The organism is Pseudokineococcus sp. 1T1Z-3 (assembly GCF_037482365.1).
GTDB lineage: Bacteria > Actinomycetota > Actinomycetes > Actinomycetales > Quadrisphaeraceae > Pseudokineococcus.
Genome location: NZ_JBBHZF010000026.1, coordinates 540,363 through 561,425 on the forward strand (window position 1 = coordinate 540,363; position 21,063 = coordinate 561,425).

Below are 21,063 nucleotides of genomic sequence, written 5' to 3' on the forward strand. Positions count from 1 at the left end.
CGCCGTGCCCTCGCCGACGGAAGCGGGAGCGGTTGACAACGGCCCTGCCCCGGCGGCGTATCACTCCTCCGGCTCCCCCGCCGTCGGCTGCGGGTCGAGCAGGAAGCTCTGCTCCGCCTCGCGCCGGGCGATCCGCCAGCCGGCGTCGGTCCGCACGTAGGTGTCCCGGTACACGCCGCCTCCGCGCACCCAGGACTCGTCGGCGAGCTGCGTGGTGACGCTGACGTCGGCCTCGCCGTACGCCTCGTCGCCGTCCAGGGTGACCACCAGGTTGGCGGTCCAGTGGTGCATCTGCAGGAAGGTGCTCCACTGCCACTCGACGGCGGCGCAGATCTCCTCGACGCCGGAGAAGGACTGCGTCGGCGAGACCTGCCAGACCGCGTCGTCGGCCCAGACGGCCGCGAATCGGTCGCGGTCTCGCTTGTCGGCGCCGTGGCAGTACTCGTGCCCCAGCCGGCGGATCTCCGCCTCAGCCTCCAGCCGGTCGAGCCGCTCCAGGACGCCGCCACCCATCGCCATGACGAAGACGCTACCCAGACCCCCCGACGGTGGCGTGACGTGACGGACGCGGGTACCGCCACGCGGACATGCGATCGCACGTCTTGGCCGGGTGAGAGCACCAGGGCGACTGATCCGTGAGGCGCGGCGACGCGCCGGGCTGCGGCAGCGAGACCTGGGCGAGCTGGCCGGGATGCCCCAGAGCGCGGTGAGCGCCTACGAGAGCGGCCGGGTCCAGCCGTCCCTCCCCGTTCTCCGACGTCTGGTGGAAGCCGCCGGCCTGGAGCTCGAGATCTCGCTGCGACAGGTCACCCCGCCGGCCGGAGCGGTCTTCACCGGGCCTGTCGGCCGACGCCTGCAGGAGCACCGGGACGACGTGCGAGAGGCGCTGCGCCAGGCCGGGTACGCGCGGCCTGAGATCTTCGGCAGCGTGGCGAGAGGCGAGGACGGCCCCGACAGTGACGTCGACGTCCTGGTCGACGTACCGGTGGGTACTGGCCTCGTGGGGCTTGCCGGGATGACCCGTGCCGCCTCGGGGGTCGTCGGCGCACCCGTCGACCTCCTCCCGAGGGGAGGCCTCAGGCCAGAGGTCGCTGCGACCATCGCCTCGGACCTGGTCACCGTGTGACGCGTCGTCGGACCGTGCGCGGCTGAGCACCACGGCATTCCACGAGCACCTGGGGCGGCCGTCCCTGAGCCCTCCCCCACGCACCGAGCGGCGACATCAGGCGTCGGCGCCCCTTCGCGCCCTCGCCCAGGCGAGCGGACGCCGGACGAGGGAGAAAGGCCCGAAACCGCGCCGGTAGGAGCTGGTGCGGGTGGAGCCGACCTGGAAGACGACGAAGGCCGGCAGCCACAGCAGGCGGGCCTGCGCGGGGTCGACGACCAGCAGGACGACGAGGGCGAGCGCCAGCGCAGCCACCTCGACGGCCACGACGGCGGCCAGCGAGCCGACGGCGAGCCAGGGCGGTCGGGCGTCCCAGGGGCCGGCGCCGGGGCGGCTGCGCAGGTGCAGCACCGAGGGTGCAGCGACGCTGAGCAGCGCCGCAGCCGCCAGGACGGCCCAGCCGAGCGTGTCCGCTCCCCCGGCGACGCCGGCCGCGGCGTAGGCGCAGAGCAGGCCGAGGGCGGCGGCGACGTCCCACGCCCGCAGGTCGAGCGCCGAGCGGGCGGGGCGGTCCCTGGCGACGACGACGTCCGGGCCCGGCACGGGCCGGCGGGCGGTGCCCTCGACCACCAGCAGCCCGGCGTGCGAGAGCAGCACCGCGAGGTGCGCCCGGCGTCCCAGCCCGGCCGCGGGCGGCTCTCCTCGACCCCGCAGGAAGGTCGTCGCCTCCAGGGCCCAGGCGACGAGCACGCTCGCCGCGAAGGTCGCGAGGACGGTGACGACGAGCAGCAGCCCGAGGAGCGCGGGCAGCTCGCCGGCCGCCATGGCGTGGTAGCCGGCCCACACCCGCAGCCCGTAGCCCATCGGCACCCACACGAGCACCGGGACGCCCAGCGAGCGGGCGCGGGTGCCGCCGGGCTCGACCGCCGGGGACCGCCGGATCCGCTCGCGCAGGGCCTCGTAGGTCCCCGAGACGACGACGAGGACCACGAGGAAGACCGTGGCGGCTTGGCCGGCGGCACCGGGCAGGAGCACCGCGAGGACGACGGCGAGCGCGACCCGGACGACCACGCTCGTCCACACCGCCACCGCCCGGGCCGGCGTCCACGGGAAGCTGAGACGCCCGCGCGAGGCCTTCTCGGGGTGCGCCGCGTCGGCGGCCCGGTCCCGCAGGTCGTTCAGCTGGTAGCGGGCCTGGTAGGCGAGCAGCTCGACGAGCACCCACAGCACGAGCAGCTGCCCCAGCGCGGCGGCGGTCGGCAGCTCGCCGCGGGCCACGACGGCGGTCAGCGCCCCGAGGGGCACCAGCGGGAGCTTGAGGAAGATCTCGCGGGCACGGGGCAGCAGCAGGCGGGCCAGCAGCTGGCCCCGGCTCGCGGCGAGCTCCTTTCGGCCGGGCCGGCCGTCGCCCGGGCCGGCCGGCGTGACGCGCCGGACCGCCGTCTGCACCTGCGTCATCGCTCCCCCAAGCCCGTGCGCCGTGCCTCCTGGTCGCGACCGTAGGGCACGAGCACCGCTGCCCGGAAGGACGTCGTCGCAACGGGTGACCTCAGGGCGCCGCTTCCGCCGTCCGGCCCAGTGGTGCGTCACGCTCCGCCAGGATCGAGGCTGACCCGCGACGTGCTCGACGACAGGAGGACCCGTGCCGGTGCCCCGTGAGCTGTTCACCACCGACGTCTTCGACACCGTCATCACCCGGGCTCTCGGGGAGCCGCGCCAGGTGGGCTACCTCGTCGCCACCCGCCTGCGCGGCGAGGGACTGATCGACGTCGACGCGGAGGTCTTCGTCGAGACCCGCGAGCGGGCCGAGCACCTCGCGCGCCGACGTCTCGGGCCCGGCCGCACGCTGGCGGACGTCGTGCGAGAGCTGGCCGGGCTGCTCGGCCTGCCGGCTGCCGACGCCGACCGCCTGCTCGCCGTCGAGCTGGACGTCGAGCTGTCCCTCACCCGTGAGCTGCCCGGGGCCGGCGCGCTGCTGGCCGCCGAGCGCGGCCGTGGGGCGCAGGTCGGCTTCCTGTCCGACACCCCGATGACCGCGGAGCAGGTGCGGACCCTGCTGGCGCGCTGCGGCGTGGTCGAGCAGGGCGACCTCGTGTGGACCTCCAGCGACCTGGCCGCCGAGAAGGGCGAGGGCGAGGCCTACGCCGCCGTCGCTGCCGCCCTCGGCGGTCGGCCCCGCGCGTGGCGTCACCGCGGGGACAACCGCCGTTCCGACGCCCTCATGGCGCGGCTGTCGGGCGTCGAGGGCACGTGGGCGCCGGCTGGCCGCCTCACGCGCGACGAGCAGCGTCTGGACCGGGCCGCGCCGGCCACGGGCGGCACCTCCTCGGCGCTGGCCGGCGCCTCCCGCCGGGCGCGGCTGCTGCTCGCGGCGGACGGCGACGAGGACCCGCGGACGCCGAGCGCCACCGGGGTGCTCGCCCCCCTGCTCGTCGGCTACGCCCTCTGGGCCGTGCAGCGGTGCCGGACGCGCGGCGTCCCGGGCCTGCGGGTGACCGGTCCGGCCGAGCGGACGCTGCGCGAGGTGCTCGCGCCGCTCGTCGCGGCGCTGGCGCCGCAGGTGGCCGTGCTCGCCGGCGCCGACGCCCCCCTGGCCGGCGAGGTGGTGCTCCACTCCCCCGGTGCGACGTCGGGGCCCGGCCTGCACCTCGTGCGCGTCAGCGGCGAGGCGGACGAGGAGTCGGCGGGATGGCTGCGTGACGACGTGGCGCGGACGGGGTCGGTCGAGGCGGACGTCGACGCCGCGCTGCTCGTCGCGGCGCTCGCGGCGGGCCAGCACCCCGGGCCGGCTCTCGTGGCCCGGGAGGTCGCCGGCGTGCTGCCGCTGCTGCCGTGGGAGACGGACCTGCGCGGCGCCGCGCTCGGGGTGGCTCGACGTCTGGCCTTGGAGCCGACGGCCGCCGAGGCGCGGCGGTGGGCAGGGGAAGCACTCGCGCCGTGGCCGGCAGCCGACGTCGTGCTCGCCGGCCCGGGGCGGCGAGCCGCGCTGGTGGTCCGCCGGCAGGCGCAGACGGCGGTCGGGACGCTGCGGCACAAAGGGTCTCGCGGCATCGTGCTCGTCCGTGGCCGGCTCACCGCCCACCGGCCGTGACCACGGGCGCGGACACCCGCCGGGCAAGCCCCGACGGGGTCCGCGCCCCAGGCCGTCCTAGTGCTTCTCGGCCGCCGAGCGCGCGACCCGGTCGACGAGGCCGACGGCCTTCGCGGGCGGCCGCTGCAGCTCCCCCAGGTAGGACGTGACGCCGATGATCGAGCCGGTCAGGGAGGGCACGACCCACTGCAGCGCGGCCAGCTGGCGCTGGGCGTCGGCGACGTCGGGCGGGGTCTGCGACGACGGCGTCGTCCCGCCCCGCACCGCGACGTCCTCCCGCTCGGCGACCGTGGCGCCGAGCTTGCGGGCGTAGGCGCTGGCTCCCAGGGCGGCCACGGTGAGCACGGTCTTGACGGCGCTGGCCGAGCGGACGCTGGGCTGAGACCTGACACGGTCCTTGTTGTCGGCCAGCTGGCCGACGGCACCGGTGAGGTGGACCCCGATGGCGACGGCGTTGACGGCCGTCCACCGCTTCCAGCCGGCGTTGACGACCCGGCCGGACTCCTTCGGGTCCCCCGGCGTGGAGGCGGCGTAGTTGAGGGCCACGGCGTTGGCCAGGGTGCCGCCGAACCAGGCGGCGAGACCGACGTCGTGCAGGACGCGGGAGAGGGTGGATGCCACGGTGCGCTCCTCCGGTGGTGCGGGTGGGTGCGGACCCACCCACCCTGCGGGCCCGGGAAGCGCAGCGCACGACGGGCGCAGCTCCCCGCTCTCGCCCCGAACAGCCTCGCCCGCCCTCGAGGAGCAGAGTCCGTCCCCGAGGGGCGCGGTCAGTCCTTCGCCCGCAGGTGGGTGCGGCGGAGCAGCTGGCCGTCAGTCGTCTGCTGACGACGGCGCAGCACGAGCACCAGGGCGACCGAGGCGAAGGTGACCGCCGCCCACCCCGAGTAGTTGGTCGGCTCGAGGAGGATGAACACCGTCCCTCCGAGCAGGGCGAGGGCGGCGAGGGCGGCGAAGAGGCGGCGCACGAGCACCGTCGTCGTGGACTGGTAGACCTCGTTGGTGCTCACCTCGCGCAGCGTAGTGGGCGCTCCTGCCCCGGTGCGGGAGCAGGAGGCGCCGCGGTGCGCGCTCCCGCGCGCACCCCTACGGTCCGGCCATGACCGTGAAGCTGACCGTCGTCTACGACAACCCCGAGGACCCGCAGAAGTTCGAGGAGCGCTACGCGAGTACGCACGCCGACCTCGCCGGCAAGGTGCCCGACGTCCAGCGGGTCGAGACCGCCAAGGTCTTCCCGAAGGAGGACGGGTCCGACACCCCCGCCTACCGGACGGCGGACCTCTACTTCGTCGACTACGCCACGGCCTGCGCCGCCCTGGCCTCGCCGGAGGGCCGGGCGCTCGTCGACGACGTCAGGTCCATCGCCACCGGCGGCTGCCGCCTGCTGCTCTCCCAGGTCGGCGCCTGACCAGGGCGCTCCGCAGGGCGCACCCCGCACGCGCACGACCTCCCGCCCTGGACCTCTCGAGGGGTCACCGGGGTCCTCGGACGCCGCCCAGGCCTCGGCCCCCGGACGGCGACCGGGCAGGACGTCGCACGCAGGCGACTGGCGTGCCTCGGGCCCGGTAGGGCTGGTCGCGGGCAGGGTCGGGCGCGGCGGACCTCGACGTCGGGCCGGGGGCGACGGACGCGGAGGTCACCGGGCTGACCGAGCTCGGTGCCGTCGAGCAGCACCGGGTCGACGAGCCCAGCGGCGTCCGCACGACCATGGCCGGCCCCGGGGCCCCCGGTGCTGCGGGCAGCGGGGCCTGGCCGCGGCAGCCCCCGCCTCAGACCGGACGGCGCGGCCGCTGGGAGCACAGCCACCACAGCCCGAGCACGGGCAGGACGAGCGGGACGTAGCCGTAACCTGCGCCGAAGCCCGACCACACGGTCTCGTCCGGGAAGGCCTGCGGGTCGCCGACGCTGAGCGCCCCGACGGCGAGGACGCCCACCAGCTCGGTGGTCACCGACACGAGCGCGACGCGGCGCGAGCGCTCGCTGGAGCGCACGAGCGCGACGGTCGCGACGACGTAGACCGCCGCGGCGAGCGCCGAGAGCAGGTACGCCAGCGGCGCCACCGAGAAGCTCGTGACGATCTGGACGCCGGCCCGGGCGCTCGCCGAGATCGCGAAGACGCCGTAGACGGCGACGAGCAGCCGGCCCGGGCCCGAGCGCAGCGCGGGCCGGAGGTCGGACGGAGGCCCCGCGGGCCTGCCAGAGGTCGGGGACATGCCGCTCACCGGTTCCAGATCTGTTCGAGCCTCAGCACGAGCACGGCCGTGGTGACCGCCGTGATGGCGAGGACGCCGTTGCCCCAGCGGCTCCGGTCGGCCAGGCCCCAGAACACCCCGACCGGCAGGAGCAGCACGATGGTCAGCAGGTAGCCGACGAAGGTCGCCGTCGACAGCGGCGGGGTGCCGACGACCATGAGCACGACGGCGACGACCGCCTGCACGAGGATCAGCACCTCCAGCACCGCGGCGAGGAGCAGCTGCCCGCCCGAGGGACGCACCGCGCGCAGCGCACCCACGAGGGACCAGGCCGCGAGAGCCAGGGACACGGCGCCGAGCAGCACCGCGAGCGGGAGGAGCACGGCCGCAAGCCTAGGACGACGGTCCTCCACGTCGACCCGCCTCCACGGCCGGCCCCCTCGACCGGCCTCCGCGACCGGCCCCCGCGACCGGCCTGGCCCTCGCCACGGTCCGTCCGGCGGGTGCGCCGTGAGCGGCCCCCCTAGGGTGCGGCCGCATGAGCACCTCCGACGACGACGTGGTCGCCTCCGCCGACGGGGCTGGCGCCGTCCTCGGCCCGCCACCGGCCGGCGCGCACGCCATCAGCACCGGTCCGGGCCCGCACCCGCTGCTAATCGTGCGGCACGGGGAGACCGAGTGGTCCAAGGACGGCCGGCACACCGGGCGCACCGACATCCCCCTCACCGCCGAGGGCGAGGAGCAGGCACGGGCGCTGCGGGACCTGCTCTCCGGGTGGGACATCCACGCCGTCCGGGTGAGCCCGCTGCAGCGGGCCCGACGGACGGCGGAGCTGGCCGGCCTCGGCGAGACCCACGAGCTCGTCGAGGACCCGGATCTCGTCGAGTGGGACTACGGCTCGTGCGAGGGGCGCTCGACGCCGCAGATCCGCGAGGAGCTCGGCTACGAGTGGAAGATCTTCGACCACGGCGTCGCCCCCGGCGCGACCCCCGGCGAGCTGGTGCAGGACGTCGCCGCCCGCACCGCGCACGCCCTCGCCCGCGTGCGCCCCCTGCTCGACGAGGGCCCGGTCTGCCTCGTGGCGCACGGGCACTCGCTGCGCATCCTCGCGGCGACCTACCTCGGCCTGCCGCCATCGGCGGCGGCTGCGCTCGAGCTGAGCCCGGCCTCGCTCAGCGTGCTGGGCGAGAACCACCACGTGCCGACCGTGCGGCGGTGGAACCTGCTGCCGCTGTGAGCGGGCGCCTGGACGGACGCCGCGATGACGGGTGGTCGTCGACGACACGACCGCCGGGCGACGGCGCGGCGCCACCGCGGTGGCAGACTCCTCGCCCGTGCGTCGGGCGGGAGGCCGCCCGCCCGCTCCCGCCGGTCGGGCACCAGCACCGTCGGACCGCCGGGCGGGCGTGAGCGAGCACGGAGAAGGGATGCACGTGTCGGGCAACAGCACGATCCACCACGAGCGCACGGCCCTGCTCGCGACCAGCGCCGTCGAGGCGCCCGTCGTGGTCACGTCCGACTCCCTGGAGGAGCGGCTCGAGCCGACCCTGCGGCGGCTGCGTCTGCGGTCGGGGTCGCTCGCCACCCTCGCCGGCATCACGGAGCGGCGCTGGTGGGGGCCGGACGAGGACGCCGCCGGAGGGGCCGCCCGGGCAGGGCGCCAGGCGCTCGAGGCGGCCGGCGTCGAGCCCGGCCAGGTGGGCCTGCTCATCAACACGTCGGTGTACCGCGCGAACCTCGAGCCGTCGGTCGCCGTCGGCATCCACCACGAGCTCGGGCTGCCCACCTCGGCGCTGAACTTCGACATCACCAACGCGTGCCTGGGCTTCGTCAACGCCCTCACCGTGGCTGCGGCGATGATCGACGGCGGCGCCGTCCGCTACGCCCTCGTCGTCGACGGCGAGGACGCGCGCCCGGTGCACGAGTCGACGATCGCCCAGCTGTCGGCCGAGGACGCCACCCGCCGCGACTTCGTCGACGCCTTCGCCACCCTGACGCTCGGCTCGGGCGCCGCGGCCGCCGTCCTCGGCCCCGCCGACGACCACGCCGGGGCGCCGCGCGTCCTGGGGGGCGTCTCGCGCACGCACAGCGCGGCCCACCGGCTGTGCGTGGGCGGCAACGACGGCATGGTCACCGACGCCAAGGGCCTGCTCGACGAGGGCGTCGGCATCATCGGGGACGCGTGGGACGACGCGCTCGCCGAGGGCTGGTCCTGGAAGGACATGGACCGCTACCTGTTCCACCAGGTCAGCACCGTCCACACCCGTGCGCTCGTCGAGCGGCTCGGCGTGGACACCGACCGCGTGCCGCTGACCTTCCCGCGCTGGGGCAACGTCGGCCCGGCTGCGCTGCCCATGACGCTGGCCATGGAGGCGCCCTCGCTGCGCTCAGGCGACCGGGTGCTGTGCCTGGGCGTGGGCTCGGGGCTCAACACGACGCTCACGGAGATCCAGTGGTGACGGCGCGCCTCCCCCGGCGCGGCGACCGGCGGCCCGCGGCGGTCCGGCCGTGAGGCCTCACCGCCGATGACGGCGCTGACCACGGCGCCGACCTCTCCTGCCCCCGGTGCTCGTACCCGCGCGCCGGGTGCTCCGGACGTCGACGTCGCCGCCCTGCCCGGCGTGGACCCGCGCTGGTCGCGCCTCGTCGAGGCCCCCGCCTCCGACGGGACACGGCGCACGTGGCACCTGCTGGACACCGGCGCCGTGCTCGCGGCCGACGAGCACGCCGGGGGGGCGACGGCGGGGACGGTGCTGGCCGTCCACGGCAACCCCACGTGGTCCTACCTGTGGCGCGACGTCGCCGCCGCAGGGCTCGCCGGGGACGCGGCCGGCCGGCGGTGGCGCGTCGTCGCCGTCGACCAGCTGGGCATGGGGCTGTCCGACCGGCGTCCTCGCGCCGACGGCGAGCCGTGGCTGCTCGCCGACCGGGTCGCCGACCTCGCCGCGCTCGTCGACGTCCTGCGCACGGACGTCGGCGACGGCTGGGCCCCGGTGCAGGGACAGGTCGTCGCGCTCGGGCACGACTGGGGCGGCGTCGTCGTCAGCGGCTGGGCCGGGCAGCACCCCGAGCAGGTGGCGGCGCTCGCCCTCACCAACACCGCCGTGCACGCGCCTGCCGGGGACGCCCTGCCGCCGGTGCTGCGCGTCGTCTCGGCCCCCGGCGCGCACGCGCTGATCACCTCCCGCACCGCCGGCTTCGTCCGGGCCGCACTCGCCCAGACCCGCCCGGTGCCCCCCGCCGACGTCCGCCGGGCCTACGCGGCGCCCTACCGCACGGGCGAGGACCGCCGCGCCGTGGCGGACTTCGTCAGCGACATCCCCTGGCGCGCCGAGCACGTCAGCCGACCGGAGCTGGAGGGGGTGGCCGCCGGCGTCGACGAGCTCGGCCGCACCGACGTCCCGGCGCTGCTCGTGTGGGGCCCGCGCGATCCCGTCTTCGGCGAGCGCTACCTGCGCGACCTGCGCGCACGGCTGCCGCGCGCCGACGTCCACCGCGTCGAGGGCGCCGGCCACCTGCTGCCCGAGGACGTCGACCTCGGGCCGCTCCTGCTGCGCTGGCTGGCCGCCCGCGAGGTCGGGGCGGGAGCCGCACCGGTCACCACGCCCCGGGCCCGCCCGGACGCCTGGCCGTCAGGCCGCCCGCTGTGGGCGCACCTCGTGGCGCGCGCCGAGGACGACTCCCCCGCCGTCGTCGAGCTGGCCGAGGGCGGCGGCGACCCGCTCGTGCTCAGCTGGCGCGAGCTGGGCCACCGCGTCGCCGAGCTCGCCGCGGGGCTGGCCGAGGACGGCGTCCGTCCCGGGGACCGGGTGAGCCTGCTCGTGCCGCCAGGGGCCGACCTGACGACGGCCTTCTACGCCTGCCTGCGGCTCGGCGCCGTCGTGGTCGTCGCCGACGCCGGCCTCGGGGTCGGCGGCATGTCCCGGGCCGTCCGCGGCGCCGGGCCCGCGCACCTGCTCGCCGTCGAGCGCGGACTGCTCGCCGCTGCGGCCCTGGGGTGGCCCGGGCGACGGGTCGGCGTGGGAGCGCTCGGCCCCGCGGGGCGCAGGTTGGCCGCCACGACCGTGGCCGCGACCCGCGAGCGAGGACGGCGTTCCGTCGTCGGCGGGGCCGCTGCGGGCGAGCGTCCGACGCTCGCGTCGCTGCGGCTGCCCGAGCCGTCGGCAGCCGCCGACGTCGCCGTGCTCTTCACCTCCGGGTCCACCGGGCCAGCGAAGGGCGCCGTGTACACCGGGGCGGGGCTCGCGGGCATGTGCGCCGCGGTGGCCCGCGCCTACGGCGTCGACCGCGGCACGGCGCTCGTGGCCGCCTTCGCCCCCTTCGCGCTGCTCGGGCCGGCGCTCGGGGCGTTGTCGGCGAGCCCGGCGATGGACGTGACGGCCCCCCGCACGCTCACCGCCTCGGCCCTGGCCGACGCCGTCGCGGCCGTCGACGCCTCGGTCGTCTTCGCCTCTCCCGCGGCGCTCGCCAACGTCGTCGCGACCGCTGACGCACTCGACGGGCCCGCGCGGACGGCGCTGGCCGGCGTCGGCACGCTGCTGTCCGCCGGCGCCCCGGTGGCCCTGGGTCTGCTGCGGGGCGTCGCCCGGCTGATGCCGTCGGCGAGCCTGCGCACGCCGTACGGCATGACGGAGGTGCTGCCCGTCAGCGACGTCGACCTCATGACCCTGGGGGCCGCGGCCGAGGCGGGCGTGGCGCGCGACGGCGTCCTCGTCGGTCACCCCCTCGCGGGGGTGAGCGTGGCCGTCGCGCCCCTCGACGCCCGGGGCGCTGCCGGTGGTGCGCCGACGCAGGCCGCAGGTGTCCTCGGCGAGCTGCTCGTCGACGCCCCGCACGGCAAGGACCGCTACGACCAGCTGTGGGCCACCGAGGACGCCAGCCGCCTGGTCGAGGCCGACGGCCGTCGCTGGCACCGCACGGGGGACGTCGGCTACCTCGCCGAGGACGGGCAGGTCGTCGTGCAGGGCCGCCTGGCGCACCTCGTGCGGACGCCCGGCGGGGTGGTCACGCCCGTCGGGCCAGAGCTCGCCGCGGCGTCGGTGCCCGGCCTCGCGCGCGCGGCCGTCGTCGGCGTCGGCCCGGCGGGCACGCAGGCGCTGGTCGTCGTCGCCGAGACCGACCCGCCGACGGCGAGGGCGGGCGGAGCGCCCGACGACCTCGTCCGGGCGGTCCGGGCCGCGGTCCTGGCCCTCCCGGGGCGGCCTGACGTCGCAGCCGTGCTGCTCGTGCCCGAGCTGCCGACCGACGTCCGCCACGACTCCAAGGTCGACCGGGCGGCCGTCGCCGCGTGGGCGGCCCAGCGCCTGTCCGGACGGCCGGTCAGCCCGCCGTGGACGCCGACCACCCCTCCGTGGGCGACGGGCGCGGCCGGGGCGTTGCGGCGGGTGGGCACCTCGGTGCGGCGACGCCCCGCGACGCGGGGCCTGTCGTGAGCGCGACGAGGGGGCTCGTCGTGGTCACGGGCGCCAGCGGGATGCTGGGCCGGAGGACGGCGCGGGCCCTGGCCGTGGCCGGACACCCGGTCCGCACGCTGCAGCGCAGCCCCAGCGGGCTGGTGGGCGCCGACCTCGGCCCGGGAGCCGGGCCGGTGCAGGACGCCGCCGTGGACCTGTCCGCCGACGACAGCGGACCCGCTCTGGCGGAGGCGCTCTCGGGCGCGGCGGCGGTGGTCCACTGCGCCGCCAAGGTCTCGGTCTCGGGGCCGTGGGCGCAGTACCGGCGGACCAACGTCGAGGGCACCGCACGGATGCTGCAGGCCGCGCGGTCGGCCGGCGCCCGCCGCTTCGTGCAGGTCTCCTCCCCCTCGGTCGCCCACGCCGGGGACCCCCTCGTCGGCGCGCCCGCCGGGCCGGCGGATCCGGAGGGCGCCCGCGGCCGCTACGCGCGCAGCAAGGCGCTGTCCGAGCAGCTCGCGCTGGCCGCCGACGGCCGCGGCCTCGCCGTCGTCGCCGTCCGCCCGCACCTGGTGTGGGGGCCGGGCGACACCCAGCTCGTCGCTCGGGTCGTCCAGCGCTCCCAGCAGGGGCGGATGCCGCTGCTGTCGGGCGGCACGGCGCTCATGGACTCCACGTACGTCGACGACGCCGCCGACGCGCTCGTCGCCGCGTGCGCCCGCGCGCACCGCCCCGACGTGCACGGCCGCGCCTTCGTCGTCAGCAGCGGCGAGCCGCGCACGGTGGCCGAGCTCATCGCCTCGCTGTGCCGCACCCACGGGGTCGAGCCGCCGTCGCGCTCGGTGCCGGCGGCGCTCGCCCGGGCGGTCGGTGCGCTCGTGGAGGCGCTCTGGGCCCTGCGCCCCGGCCCGGACGAGCCGCCGATGACCCGCTTCCTCGCGGAGCAGCTCTCGACGGCCCACTGGTTCGACCAGCGCGAGACCCGCCGCGCGCTCGGGTGGGCTCCCCGGGTCGGGCTCGACGAGGGCTTCCGGCGCCTGGCGGCCTCGGCCCCCTGACGCTCCGAGGCCGGTCGCCGGAGCCCGGGGGCACGGCATGGGTAGCGTGCCGGGCATGCCGCAGATCGCCACGTCGACGTCGGTCAGCCGCGAGGAGATGCTGGACTTCGCGCGTCCGCGCCACCGGGTCGTCCTCATCACCTACCGACGCTCCGACGGCGGACCGCAGGCCTCTCCGGTCTCGTGCGGCGTCGACGAGCAGGGCCGCTTCGTCATCTCCACCTACCCCGAGCGGGCGAAGTCGGCGAACGTCCGCGCCGCCGGGCGCGCGAGCGTCCTCGTCCTGTCCGACGACTGGGACGGCCCGTGGATGCAGGTCGACGGCGACGCGGAGCTGCTCGAGATGCCCGAGGCGCTGGAGCCGCTCGTGGACTACTTCCGCTCCATCTCCGGCGAGCACCCCGACTGGGAGGACTACCGCGCGGCGATGGCCCGCCAGGGCAAGGCGCTCGTGCGGATCACGCCGACCCGGTGGAGCCCCGTGGCCACCGGCGGCTTCCCCGCGCGCCTGGCCTGAGCACCTCTGCGTCGGGGCGGCCCTCTCAGCCCGCCGGCCACGTCCCGACCGGCTCGCCCTCACGCATGAGCTCGGCGTAGCGGTTGAGCATGCCGTGCAGCGCCTCTCGACGGTCGATGCCGCGCTCGGCGGCTGCGGCGACGCCGTCGTGCTGCCACTGCGCCCCGTTCCGGCCGCTGGTGGCGCGCTGCTCGAGGACGGTCAGGTAGCGGTCGCAGACGTCCTCGGCGACGCCCCAGCCGCTGAGGCCCTCGTGCACGAGGGGCAGCAAGGTACGGACGACGAGGTCGGCGGCGTCGCGCTCGACGACCTCTCCGCTGCGGGCGTCGGGCCACGGCAGCCTCGAGCGCAGGCCCGAGCGGGCGCCTGCGGTCAGCGAGCCGGCGACGACGTCGAAGGGCAGCCTGTCCCCCTCCCAGGGTCGGTGGTCGCCGAGCGCGAGCGCCCGGACGGCGCCGAACCAGAAGGCGGCGTTGGCGGCCATGTCGACGACCGTCGGCCCCGAGGGCAGCAGGCGGTTCTCCACCCGCAGGTGCGGCGAGCCGCCGTGGACGTCGTAGACGGGGCGGTTCCAGCGCCAGACGGTGCTGTTCTGCATCCGCAGCTCGGGCAGCCGGGGGACGTCGCCGCGCTGCAGGCTCCGCAGCGCGTCCTCCTCCCCGAGCTCGGGCAGCAGGGGCGGGTAGTGCCGGACGGCGTCCTCGAAGAGCGCGTACGCCGACGTCGTCCACTCGTGCCCGAGCAGCACCCGCTGCCGGACGCCCTGGGCAGCCAGCTCCGGCGGGCGGGAGTCGGTGGACTGGGCGAAGACCGGCAGCCGTGACTCGTCCCACAGCCGGCGACCGGCGTAGAAGGGCGAGTTGGCGGCCAGCGCGACCTGGGGTCCGGCGAGCAGCTGCGCAGCGTTGTGGACCGCGGCGAAGGTCTCGGGCGAGGCCTGCAGGTGCAGCTGGACCGACGTGCACGCCGCCTCGGGCGCGATGGACGGCAGGTGGGCCAGCAGCCGCTCGTCCTCGCCGCGGATGTCGAGCAGCAGGTCCTCGCCGCGCTGGGCCCGGACCGCCTCGTCGAGGGCCTGGTAGCGGGGCGAGCGGGTCATCCACCCCTCGCTCTGGTCGTCCGGCAGCAGCGTCGGGACGATGCCGATCATGACCACGCGCGCGCCGTGCGCCCGGGCGGCGACGTCGGCCGCCTCCATCCGGGTGCGCAGGTCCTCCTCCAGCGCCAGTGCGCCGGTGCCCTGCAGCCGGGCGGGAGGGACGTTCAGCTCGATGGTGTGCGAGCCGAGCTCGGTGGTGACGTCGGGGTCGCCGAGCGTGGCGAGGACCTCCCGGTTGGCCCGGGACGGACGCGCCGCGGGGTCGACCAGCGCGAGCTCGACCTCCATGCCCGTCAGGGCGTCGTCGACGGTGAAGAGTCCCGCGTCGAGCATCTGCCGCAGCACCTCGAGCTGGCTGCGCAGGCGCTCGCGGTAGCGCCGCCGGCCCTCCGCCGTCGCGACGATGCCCGAGACCTCGTCACCCATCCCGCGATCCGACCACCCGCGAGGCCCGCGCGCCAGCCCCGCCGCACGGCGCTCGGGCCGCCGGGTCGGCGAGGGCCGCTGCTCCGGCGCCTACGGTGGTGCGATGGGTACCGCCAGGGCCGCCTTCGCCGTCGGCGTCGTCGCGGTCGTCGGCGTGCTCGTGTGGTCGGCGGCGGTCCTGCCGGAGCAGGTGCCGCGGCTCTTCGACGCGGACGGGTCGGCGACGGCCTACGCGTCCCGGGGGGTGTGGCTGGCCGGGATGGCCGGCACCGCGGCCGTCGTCGTCGCCGTCCTGCTCGGCGCCGTCCCGGCGGTACGGAGGTGGCCTCGGCTGGCGAACGTCCCGAACGCCGGCGTCTGGCGCCGCCCCGAGCACCGGGAACAGCTCGTGCGGCTGCTCACCGAGGACATGCTCCTGCTCGCCGGCGCCGCGCTGCTCCTGCTCGCGGGGGTCTGCGCCCTCTCGGCCTCGGCCGCGCAGCAGGCCGAGCCGACCATCGGCCCGTGGGGGTGGCTGCTGAGCGCCGTCTTCGCCGCCGTCGTGGTGGCCCGGGTGGTGTGGATGCTCACCCGCCGGTACGCCGTCCCCGAGGACGCCCGCCGCTGACGAGCCCACGGAAGGCTCATCCGTCGAGCCGCTGCGTGCGGGCGACGGCGACGTCGCGGTAGCGCCGCGGCTCGCAGGTGAGCACCACCACCTGGCACGAGCGGCCCGCCTGCGTCAGCGCGCGGGCCATCCCCTCGACGCGGCGGGGGTCGGAGGAGCCGAGGGCGTCGTCGACGAGCACGGGCACGCCCGTCCCGCCGCTCACCAGGACGGCGCAGGCCAGGCGTCCCAGCAGCGCGAGCTGCTCGCGGGCACCGGTCGAGAGCTGCTCGAACGGCACGGTGACGCCGTCCAGCGTGCGCGACGTGATGCGCAGGTCGGGGCTGATCTCGACCTGGACCTCGGCGCCGAAGACCGGGGCGGCCAGGCGTTGCAGCTCGGCCCGGAACGGCGCGACGTAGGCCGTGTGCGCCGCGGCCCGAGCGGTCTGCAGCGCCTCGTGCAGGGTCCTCGCCGCGGTGGCCCGACGGTCCCAGGTCGCCAGGGCGCGCCGGGCCCGCTCGTGCTCGGCGCGGGCCTCGGCGAGCTCCTCGACCAGCCCGCTGCCGCCCTGGGCGTCGAGGACGGCCGCCAGCGCGGCCACGGTGTCCTCGAGCCCGCGCAGGCGCTTGCGCCCGCGGTCGGCGCGCTCGCGGGCGAGCGTCAGGTCGGCCTCGACGTCCTCGACGCCGGCGCCCATGACCTTCGCCCGCGCGAGAGCCAGAGCACCGCCGGCCTCGACGAGAGCCTGCTGGACGGCGGCGAGCCGCTCGGCGAGCGTCCCGTCGGACGCCTCCCGCCGGGCCTGGGCGACGTCGGCCTGGGCCGCCGCGGCCCGGACGCGGACGACCTCGGCCCCCTGGTCGGCCTCGGCGAGGCGTCGCCGGGCCTCGTCGAGGCCGGTGCCGGCCGACTCCTCGCGGGCTGCGGCGCGCACCCGCTCCTCGACCGCTCGGGCGAGAGCCTCGGCGGCTGCCGTGCGGCGCACGACGCCGTCGTCGAGGTCCTGCGCCGGCACCGCTCCCGCAGGTGCCGGCCCCTGCCCGGCCGTCGCCGGCGCCTCCGCGGCCTCGTCCCAGCGCTGCACGCGCCGTCGGGCGGCGTCGAGGTCCTCCCCCGCGCCGGCCGTCCGCAGCTGCTCGTGGGCCCGCTCGAGCACGGTCCCGGCGCGGCGCCGGGCGGAGGCGGCGGCGACGGCGTCCTCGAGCCCCTCGACGCCGAGCCGGGCGCAGACCGCCCGCAGCGCCGCCTCGGTTCGGGTCTCCTCCGCCTCGGCCCGCTCCTGGTCCGCCGACGGCTGGGCCGCCACCCGGACGCCGCCGACCTCGAACCAGGCGGCGCCGGCGAGCCGCAGCTCGAGCGGGGCGTCGCCGACCACCTGCTCGCCGTCGGCGGTGAGGACCCGTCCGGCACCGGACAGCACGACGACGGGGGCCGCCGCCGCGGCCCGTGCGGCCGCACCCGCGTGGGCGCGGTGCGCCGCCTCGACCTCGGCCAGCGCCTCCTCGTCGACCGTCAGGCCCACCGACGCGGCCTCGGCGGCGGCGACCTCCTCCGCCGCGGCGGCGTGCCGGGCCAGCACCTCCCGCAGCCGGACGACCTCGACCGCCTCGCGGAGCACCTCCTCGGCGCGGCGCGCCGCGTGCTCCTCCTCCCGTCGGGAGGCGAGCGCCTCGTCCGCTCCGGCCAGGTCCTCGGCGGCGCGCCGCGCGCGGGCCTGCGCCTCGTCGACCTCGGCGCGGGCCGCCGTGACCGCGACCTCGCGCCCGACGACGTCCGCGGCGAGCTCCTCGGCCCGCGCCACCAGCCTCTGGCGGCCGGTGCAGACCTCGTCGGCGAGGGCCAGGGCCCCCTCGGCCGTCGTCACCGCCACCTCGGCCGCCTCGGCGTCGCGCACGACCTGCCGGAGCTCTTCCAGCCGGGCCTGCGCGCTCCGGACGGCGGCGGCGTCCTCCTCCGCCTCGGCCCGCTCGTCGCGGGCCTCGGTGCGGGCCCGGTCGAGCCGCTCGACCGTGCGCTCGAGGTCGGCTAGACGGGCGGCGAGCCCCGCGGCGCGCCCGTCGGCCTCCCGCACGGCGTCGTCGAGCCCCTGGCGCTCCTTGCGCGCAGCGCCCGTGGGCGTCCAGTACCGCTCGAACTCCTCCTGCGCCCGCTGCACGAGCGTCTCCTCGCGCTCGCCGCCGACGCTCGCGGCGACGCCGGCGTCGAGGGCCTGGGCGAGAGAGCGCCGAGCGTCCAGCTCCGCCTGCGCGAGCGGCACCCCCTGCTGGAGCCGCAGCGCCCGCCACAGCGGCAGGTCGACCTGCTCGCCGAGGACGCGCAGCACCTCCTCGTGCGCCTCCCGGCCGCCCAGCTGCAGGGCGGCCGGCTCGTGGACGACCAGCCGCGTGGAGGTCTGCCGGTGGAACTGCTTGCGGTAGGTGAACAGGTGCTCACCCGCACGGATGTCGGCCTCGACGACCGTCGGCACGTCGCGCCCGACCGGCTGCGTCGCCTTGACCGAGCGCTTCGACGAGCTGTCGTACTGGTCCAGCAGGAGGTCGAGGGCGTCGACGACGCTCGTCTTGCCGACCTCGTTGCGCCCGTGGACGAGCGTGACGCCGGACTCGGCGAAGGAGATCTCCGCGCCCTCCACCCCGCGGAAGTTCTCCAGCCGCATCCGCAGCACCCTCATGCCGACCTCGCCCCCGTCGCCGCGAGCCGGTGCAGCAGCTGCAGCGCGTCCTGCGCGGCGACGGCGTCCGCCGTCACCGGCACCGGCCCGCGCTCGCCGCCCGTGCCGCCCGCGGCGAGGTCCGCGGCGACGGCGGCCTGGGCCCGCACGGCCAGCCCCTCGGCGGCGTCGCGGGCGAACCCGGAGAGGGCGAGCGCGTCGAGGTCGGCCTCGTCGGGGACGACGACGAGGTCGCTGCGGCGCTCCCACACCTGCAGGGCGCCGAGCAGGTCGCCGTAGTGGTCGAGCAGGGTGTCGACGCGCGCCTTCTGCGCCAGCGACAGGCTGCCCACGACGCTGAGCTTGAGCGCCGTCCTCGACTTGTCGGGCAGGCCGGCGAGCAGCCGCTCGAGGTCGTCGACGTCCTCTTCACGGCTGAGCTCGACCCGGTGCCGCCGGAACCGCCAGCGCCCGACGGGGACCCGCGTGACGACCAGCGGCGGCCGGCCTGCCCCGTCGCGGCCAGCGCCCGCCGTCCTCCCCGGCTCGCCGAGGTCGACGACGAGCACGTTGCCCGGGTCCTGCTCGTCGTGGTCGGTGGGCTCGGGCGCCCCGGCGTACCAGACCCGCCCCGTCCGTCCCACCTCCGTCGTGGAGTGCCGGTCCCCCAGGCAGACGGCGTCCAGCTGCCCCGCGTCGAGCCGCCGCTCCAGCGCGGCGAGGTCGATGACCGCGGGGTCGGGCGAGGAGGCGCCGAAGGCCTCGACGGCGCCGTGGGCGACGAGGACGTGCGGGAGGCCTGCGCGCCGGTCCCCGGTGCCGTCGTCGAGGTCGGCGCACGCGCGGGCGGCGAGGTCCTCCACCGGGCGCTTGCTGCGCCACGGCGCCGAGAGCACCTGCACGCCGGCGACCTCCACGGGCGTGCCGTCCAGCACCCGCACGTGGTCGGGCGCCAGCCGGGTGAAGCGCTCGGAGGTCAGCACGCTGCCGGCGTCGAGCGGGTCGTGGTTGCCCGGCAGCAGCAGGACGGGGACCGGGACCTCGGCGAGGGCCTCGCAGGCGCGGGCGACGACGTCGCGGCCCACCTGGTTGGTCTCGAAGACGTCGCCGGCGACGACGACGAAGGCGCAGCCGTGCTCGGCGGCCACCCGTCCGAGCGCGCGGACGGCCTCGAGCCGGGCCTCGGCCGAGCGCGCCTGCGCCTCCGGCTGCAGGTAGTGCCGCGTCATGCCGAGCTGCCAGTCGGCGGTGTGCAGGAACCTCACGCGCGCCTCACCCTCCTCGCTCGACGGGGCGCGGTCGGCGCCCCTGCCCGGCGGTGCGCCCGACCCCTCCGACGCTAGACGCGGGGTCCGACGACGTCCCGGAGCACACGCGGCGGACGGTCCCCGCGGCGGCGGGTCACCCTCCGCTCACCCGGTCGGGTGGACCGGTCCCCCGTTCCGGCGACCCACCAATCGTGCCGCGCGGCGACGGCGAAACCCGGACGAGAGTGCACGGCGGTCGCGGCGACGCCCGGGAGCCCCGGGGTCGGTTCTCAGGGCCCAGGGGAGGAGGAGGTGGCACAGTGAGCACCGTGTCCTTCCTCCGGCCCGAGCGTCGTCGCTCGCGCTCCGAGGAGCCCGAGGGTTCGACGGACGCCCTCGGCGCTCTCCTGCGCCGCGTCGCGCGCGGCGACGAGCAGGCCTTCGAGGCGCTGTACGACGCCGTCGCCGGGCCGGTCTACGGCGTCGTGCTGCGGGTCCTGCGGGACCCGGCGCAGTCCGAGGAGGTCACGCAGGAGGTCATGGTGGAGGTCTGGCGGCAGGCGCCGCGCTACGACGCGGAGCGCGGCAGCGCGCGGGGATGGGTGCTCACGGTGGCCCACCGCCGCGCGGTCGACCGCGTCCGCTCGGCGCAGGCCAGCACCGACCGCGAGGACAAGGTCGCGGCCCGTGACCACGACCGGGCCTTCGACGTCGTCGCCGAGGAGGTCGAGCACCGGCTCGAGGCCGAGCGCGTGCGTCGCTCCCTCGACGTCCTCACCGACCTCCAGCGCGAGTCGGTCGAGCTGGCCTACTACGGCGGGTACACCCACCGGCAGGTGGCCGAGATCCTGGGCATCCCGCTCGGCACCGTGAAGACGCGGCTGCGCGACGGGCTCATCCGTCTGCGTGACGAGATGGGCGTGGTGGCGTGATGACGACCGTCCCTCCCGGCGTCCGCCGCGGTGACGACGACGCCCTCGACGTGCGCGATCTCCTGGGGGCCTACGCCCTCGACGCCGTCGACGACGTCGAGCGCGCCCGCGTCGAGCGGTTCCTGCGCGCCGACGACGTGGCGGCCGCCGAGGCTGCCTCCTACGCCGAGACCGCCTCTCGCCTGGCCGTCGCCGTGGTCGCCGCTCCCCCGCCGCGGCTGCGCACCGCTGTGCTGCAGGAGGTCTCGCGGACCCGTCAGGTCGCGCCGATCGCCGCCGAGCCCGTGCGGCACGCTGCGCAGAGCGCGGGTCGCCAGCGCCGCACCGTGCGGCTGCTCGCTGCTGCCTGCGGCGTCCTGCTCGCCGGGACGGTCGGGCTCGGCGTCACGCTCGCGACGCGGGGCGAGCCGACGCCGACGCTCGTCGCCGCGGGTGACTTCGCCACCGGTACAGCCGCCCTGGTCGAGGTGGACGGGGGGTACGTCGTCCTCGGCCAAGGGGTCGCCGACCTGCCGGCCGACCGCGTCTACCAGCTGTGGTCCCTGCAGGACGGCGGCGACCCCGTGCCCGAGGGCTTCCTGACCGCCGAGGACGGCAGCCTGGTCGGCGACGTCGGCGACTGGCCGGCCGGCGCCACCCTCGCCATCACCGAGGAGCCCGCCGGCGGCTCGCCGCAGCCCACGAGCGACATCCTCGCCACCGTCTCGACCTGACGCCGCCGGCGCGGGCGGCGTGCGAGCACCGCGCGACGTCGATGCCCCACC

20 protein-coding genes are annotated in these 21,063 nt (G+C 77.2%); 11 read left to right on the forward strand and 9 right to left on the reverse strand.

The features are described 5' to 3' along the window. Positions 1-60 precede the first annotated feature (60 nt). Positions 61-519 (reverse strand): nuclear transport factor 2 family protein, encoded by a 459-nt coding sequence (locus WDV86_RS14580; protein WP_339568361.1) that lies wholly within the window; start codon positions 517-519, stop codon positions 61-63. Positions 520-610: 91 nt separating this feature from the next. Here WDV86_RS14580 and WDV86_RS14585 point away from each other — a divergent pair, with 91 nt between their 5' ends. Next, positions 611-1,126, forward strand: coding sequence for an XRE family transcriptional regulator (locus tag WDV86_RS14585; protein WP_339568362.1), 516 nt, complete (start codon positions 611-613; stop codon positions 1,124-1,126). Positions 1,127-1,222: 96 nt separating this feature from the next. On the opposite strand, the gene WDV86_RS14590 is transcribed toward WDV86_RS14585, so the two are convergent. Then, positions 1,223-2,563 (reverse strand): hypothetical protein, encoded by a 1,341-nt coding sequence (locus tag WDV86_RS14590; protein WP_339568363.1) that lies wholly within the window; start codon positions 2,561-2,563, stop codon positions 1,223-1,225. A 184-nt stretch (positions 2,564-2,747) separates the two neighbouring features. Between WDV86_RS14590 and WDV86_RS14595 the strand changes: the two genes are divergently transcribed. Beyond that, positions 2,748-4,196 carry a hypothetical protein gene (locus WDV86_RS14595; RefSeq protein ID WP_339568364.1) on the forward strand — a complete coding sequence of 483 codons (1,449 nt, stop codon included), beginning with the start codon at positions 2,748-2,750 and terminating at the stop codon, positions 4,194-4,196. 57 nt (positions 4,197-4,253) lie between these two features. Here the strand turns inward: WDV86_RS14595 and WDV86_RS14600 are convergent, their stop codons facing one another. Beyond that, entirely contained in the window at positions 4,254-4,817 is a 564-nt protein-coding gene (locus WDV86_RS14600) for a hypothetical protein (protein ID WP_339568365.1), read from the reverse strand. 149 nt (positions 4,818-4,966) lie between these two features. Beyond that, entirely contained in the window at positions 4,967-5,206 is a 240-nt protein-coding gene (locus WDV86_RS14605) for a hypothetical protein (protein WP_339568366.1), read from the reverse strand. A gap of 89 nt (positions 5,207-5,295) precedes the next feature. Here WDV86_RS14605 and WDV86_RS14610 point away from each other — a divergent pair, with 89 nt between their 5' ends. Next, the gene (locus WDV86_RS14610) at positions 5,296-5,604 is read left to right on the forward strand and encodes an EthD family reductase (RefSeq protein ID WP_339568367.1); all 309 of its coding nucleotides are present in this window, start codon (positions 5,296-5,298) and stop codon (positions 5,602-5,604) included. Between the two features lie 361 nt (positions 5,605-5,965). Here WDV86_RS14610 and WDV86_RS14615 read toward each other — a convergent pair whose 3' ends face one another. Together WDV86_RS14615 and WDV86_RS14620 are read right to left on the reverse strand one after the other, a co-directional pair. Further along, on the reverse strand, positions 5,966-6,409 hold the full coding sequence (locus tag WDV86_RS14615) for a hypothetical protein (protein WP_339568368.1): 444 nt from the start codon (positions 6,407-6,409) through the stop codon (positions 5,966-5,968). Between the two features lie 5 nt (positions 6,410-6,414). Then, positions 6,415-6,771, reverse strand: coding sequence for a hypothetical protein (locus tag WDV86_RS14620; RefSeq protein ID WP_339568369.1), 357 nt, complete (start codon positions 6,769-6,771; stop codon positions 6,415-6,417). A 155-nt stretch (positions 6,772-6,926) separates the two neighbouring features. Between WDV86_RS14620 and WDV86_RS14625 the strand changes: the two genes are divergently transcribed. From WDV86_RS14625 to WDV86_RS14645, 5 genes are all read left to right on the forward strand, one after another. Further along, the gene (locus WDV86_RS14625; RefSeq protein WP_339568370.1) at positions 6,927-7,625 is read left to right on the forward strand and encodes a histidine phosphatase family protein; all 699 of its coding nucleotides are present in this window, start codon (positions 6,927-6,929) and stop codon (positions 7,623-7,625) included. 196 nt (positions 7,626-7,821) lie between these two features. Continuing rightward, positions 7,822-8,847: a 3-oxoacyl-ACP synthase III gene (locus WDV86_RS14630; protein ID WP_339568371.1), complete on the forward strand. Its 1,026-nt coding sequence runs from the start codon at positions 7,822-7,824 to the stop codon at positions 8,845-8,847. A 66-nt stretch (positions 8,848-8,913) separates the two neighbouring features. After that, positions 8,914-11,820 (forward strand): alpha/beta fold hydrolase, encoded by a 2,907-nt coding sequence (locus tag WDV86_RS14635; RefSeq protein WP_339568372.1) that lies wholly within the window; start codon positions 8,914-8,916, stop codon positions 11,818-11,820. Beyond that, positions 11,817-12,839 (forward strand): NAD-dependent epimerase/dehydratase family protein, encoded by a 1,023-nt coding sequence (locus WDV86_RS14640; protein ID WP_339568373.1) that lies wholly within the window; start codon positions 11,817-11,819, stop codon positions 12,837-12,839. The genes WDV86_RS14635 and WDV86_RS14640 overlap by 4 nt, the downstream gene beginning before the upstream one ends. 55 nt (positions 12,840-12,894) lie before the next feature. Then, on the forward strand, positions 12,895-13,356 hold the full coding sequence (locus WDV86_RS14645; RefSeq protein ID WP_339568374.1) for a PPOX class F420-dependent oxidoreductase: 462 nt from the start codon (positions 12,895-12,897) through the stop codon (positions 13,354-13,356). 25 nt (positions 13,357-13,381) lie between these two features. Here the strand turns inward: WDV86_RS14645 and WDV86_RS14650 are convergent, their stop codons facing one another. Continuing rightward, on the reverse strand, positions 13,382-14,881 hold the full coding sequence (locus WDV86_RS14650; protein WP_339568375.1) for a glutamate-cysteine ligase family protein: 1,500 nt from the start codon (positions 14,879-14,881) through the stop codon (positions 13,382-13,384). Between the two features lie 103 nt (positions 14,882-14,984). Between WDV86_RS14650 and WDV86_RS14655 the strand changes: the two genes are divergently transcribed. Then, positions 14,985-15,488: a hypothetical protein gene (locus WDV86_RS14655; protein ID WP_339568376.1), complete on the forward strand. Its 504-nt coding sequence runs from the start codon at positions 14,985-14,987 to the stop codon at positions 15,486-15,488. Positions 15,489-15,504: 16 nt separating this feature from the next. On the opposite strand, the gene WDV86_RS14660 is transcribed toward WDV86_RS14655, so the two are convergent. Both WDV86_RS14660 and WDV86_RS14665 read right to left on the reverse strand, forming a co-directional pair. Then, positions 15,505-18,141 carry an AAA family ATPase gene (locus WDV86_RS14660; RefSeq protein WP_339568377.1) on the reverse strand — a complete coding sequence of 879 codons (2,637 nt, stop codon included), beginning with the start codon at positions 18,139-18,141 and terminating at the stop codon, positions 15,505-15,507. Further along, positions 18,138-19,385 carry a metallophosphoesterase family protein gene (locus WDV86_RS14665; protein WP_339568378.1) on the reverse strand — a complete coding sequence of 416 codons (1,248 nt, stop codon included), beginning with the start codon at positions 19,383-19,385 and terminating at the stop codon, positions 18,138-18,140. The genes WDV86_RS14660 and WDV86_RS14665 overlap by 4 nt, the downstream gene beginning before the upstream one ends. A gap of 302 nt (positions 19,386-19,687) precedes the next feature. Here WDV86_RS14665 and sigK point away from each other — a divergent pair, with 302 nt between their 5' ends. Both sigK and WDV86_RS14675 read left to right on the forward strand, forming a co-directional pair. Next, the gene (gene sigK, locus WDV86_RS14670) at positions 19,688-20,299 is read left to right on the forward strand and encodes an ECF RNA polymerase sigma factor SigK (RefSeq protein ID WP_339568379.1); all 612 of its coding nucleotides are present in this window, start codon (positions 19,688-19,690) and stop codon (positions 20,297-20,299) included. Further along, positions 20,299-21,012, forward strand: a complete 714-nt coding sequence (locus WDV86_RS14675) for an anti-sigma factor (protein ID WP_339568380.1) — start codon at positions 20,299-20,301, stop codon at positions 21,010-21,012. The genes sigK and WDV86_RS14675 overlap by 1 nt, the downstream gene beginning before the upstream one ends. Positions 21,013-21,063: the final 51 nt, after the last annotated feature.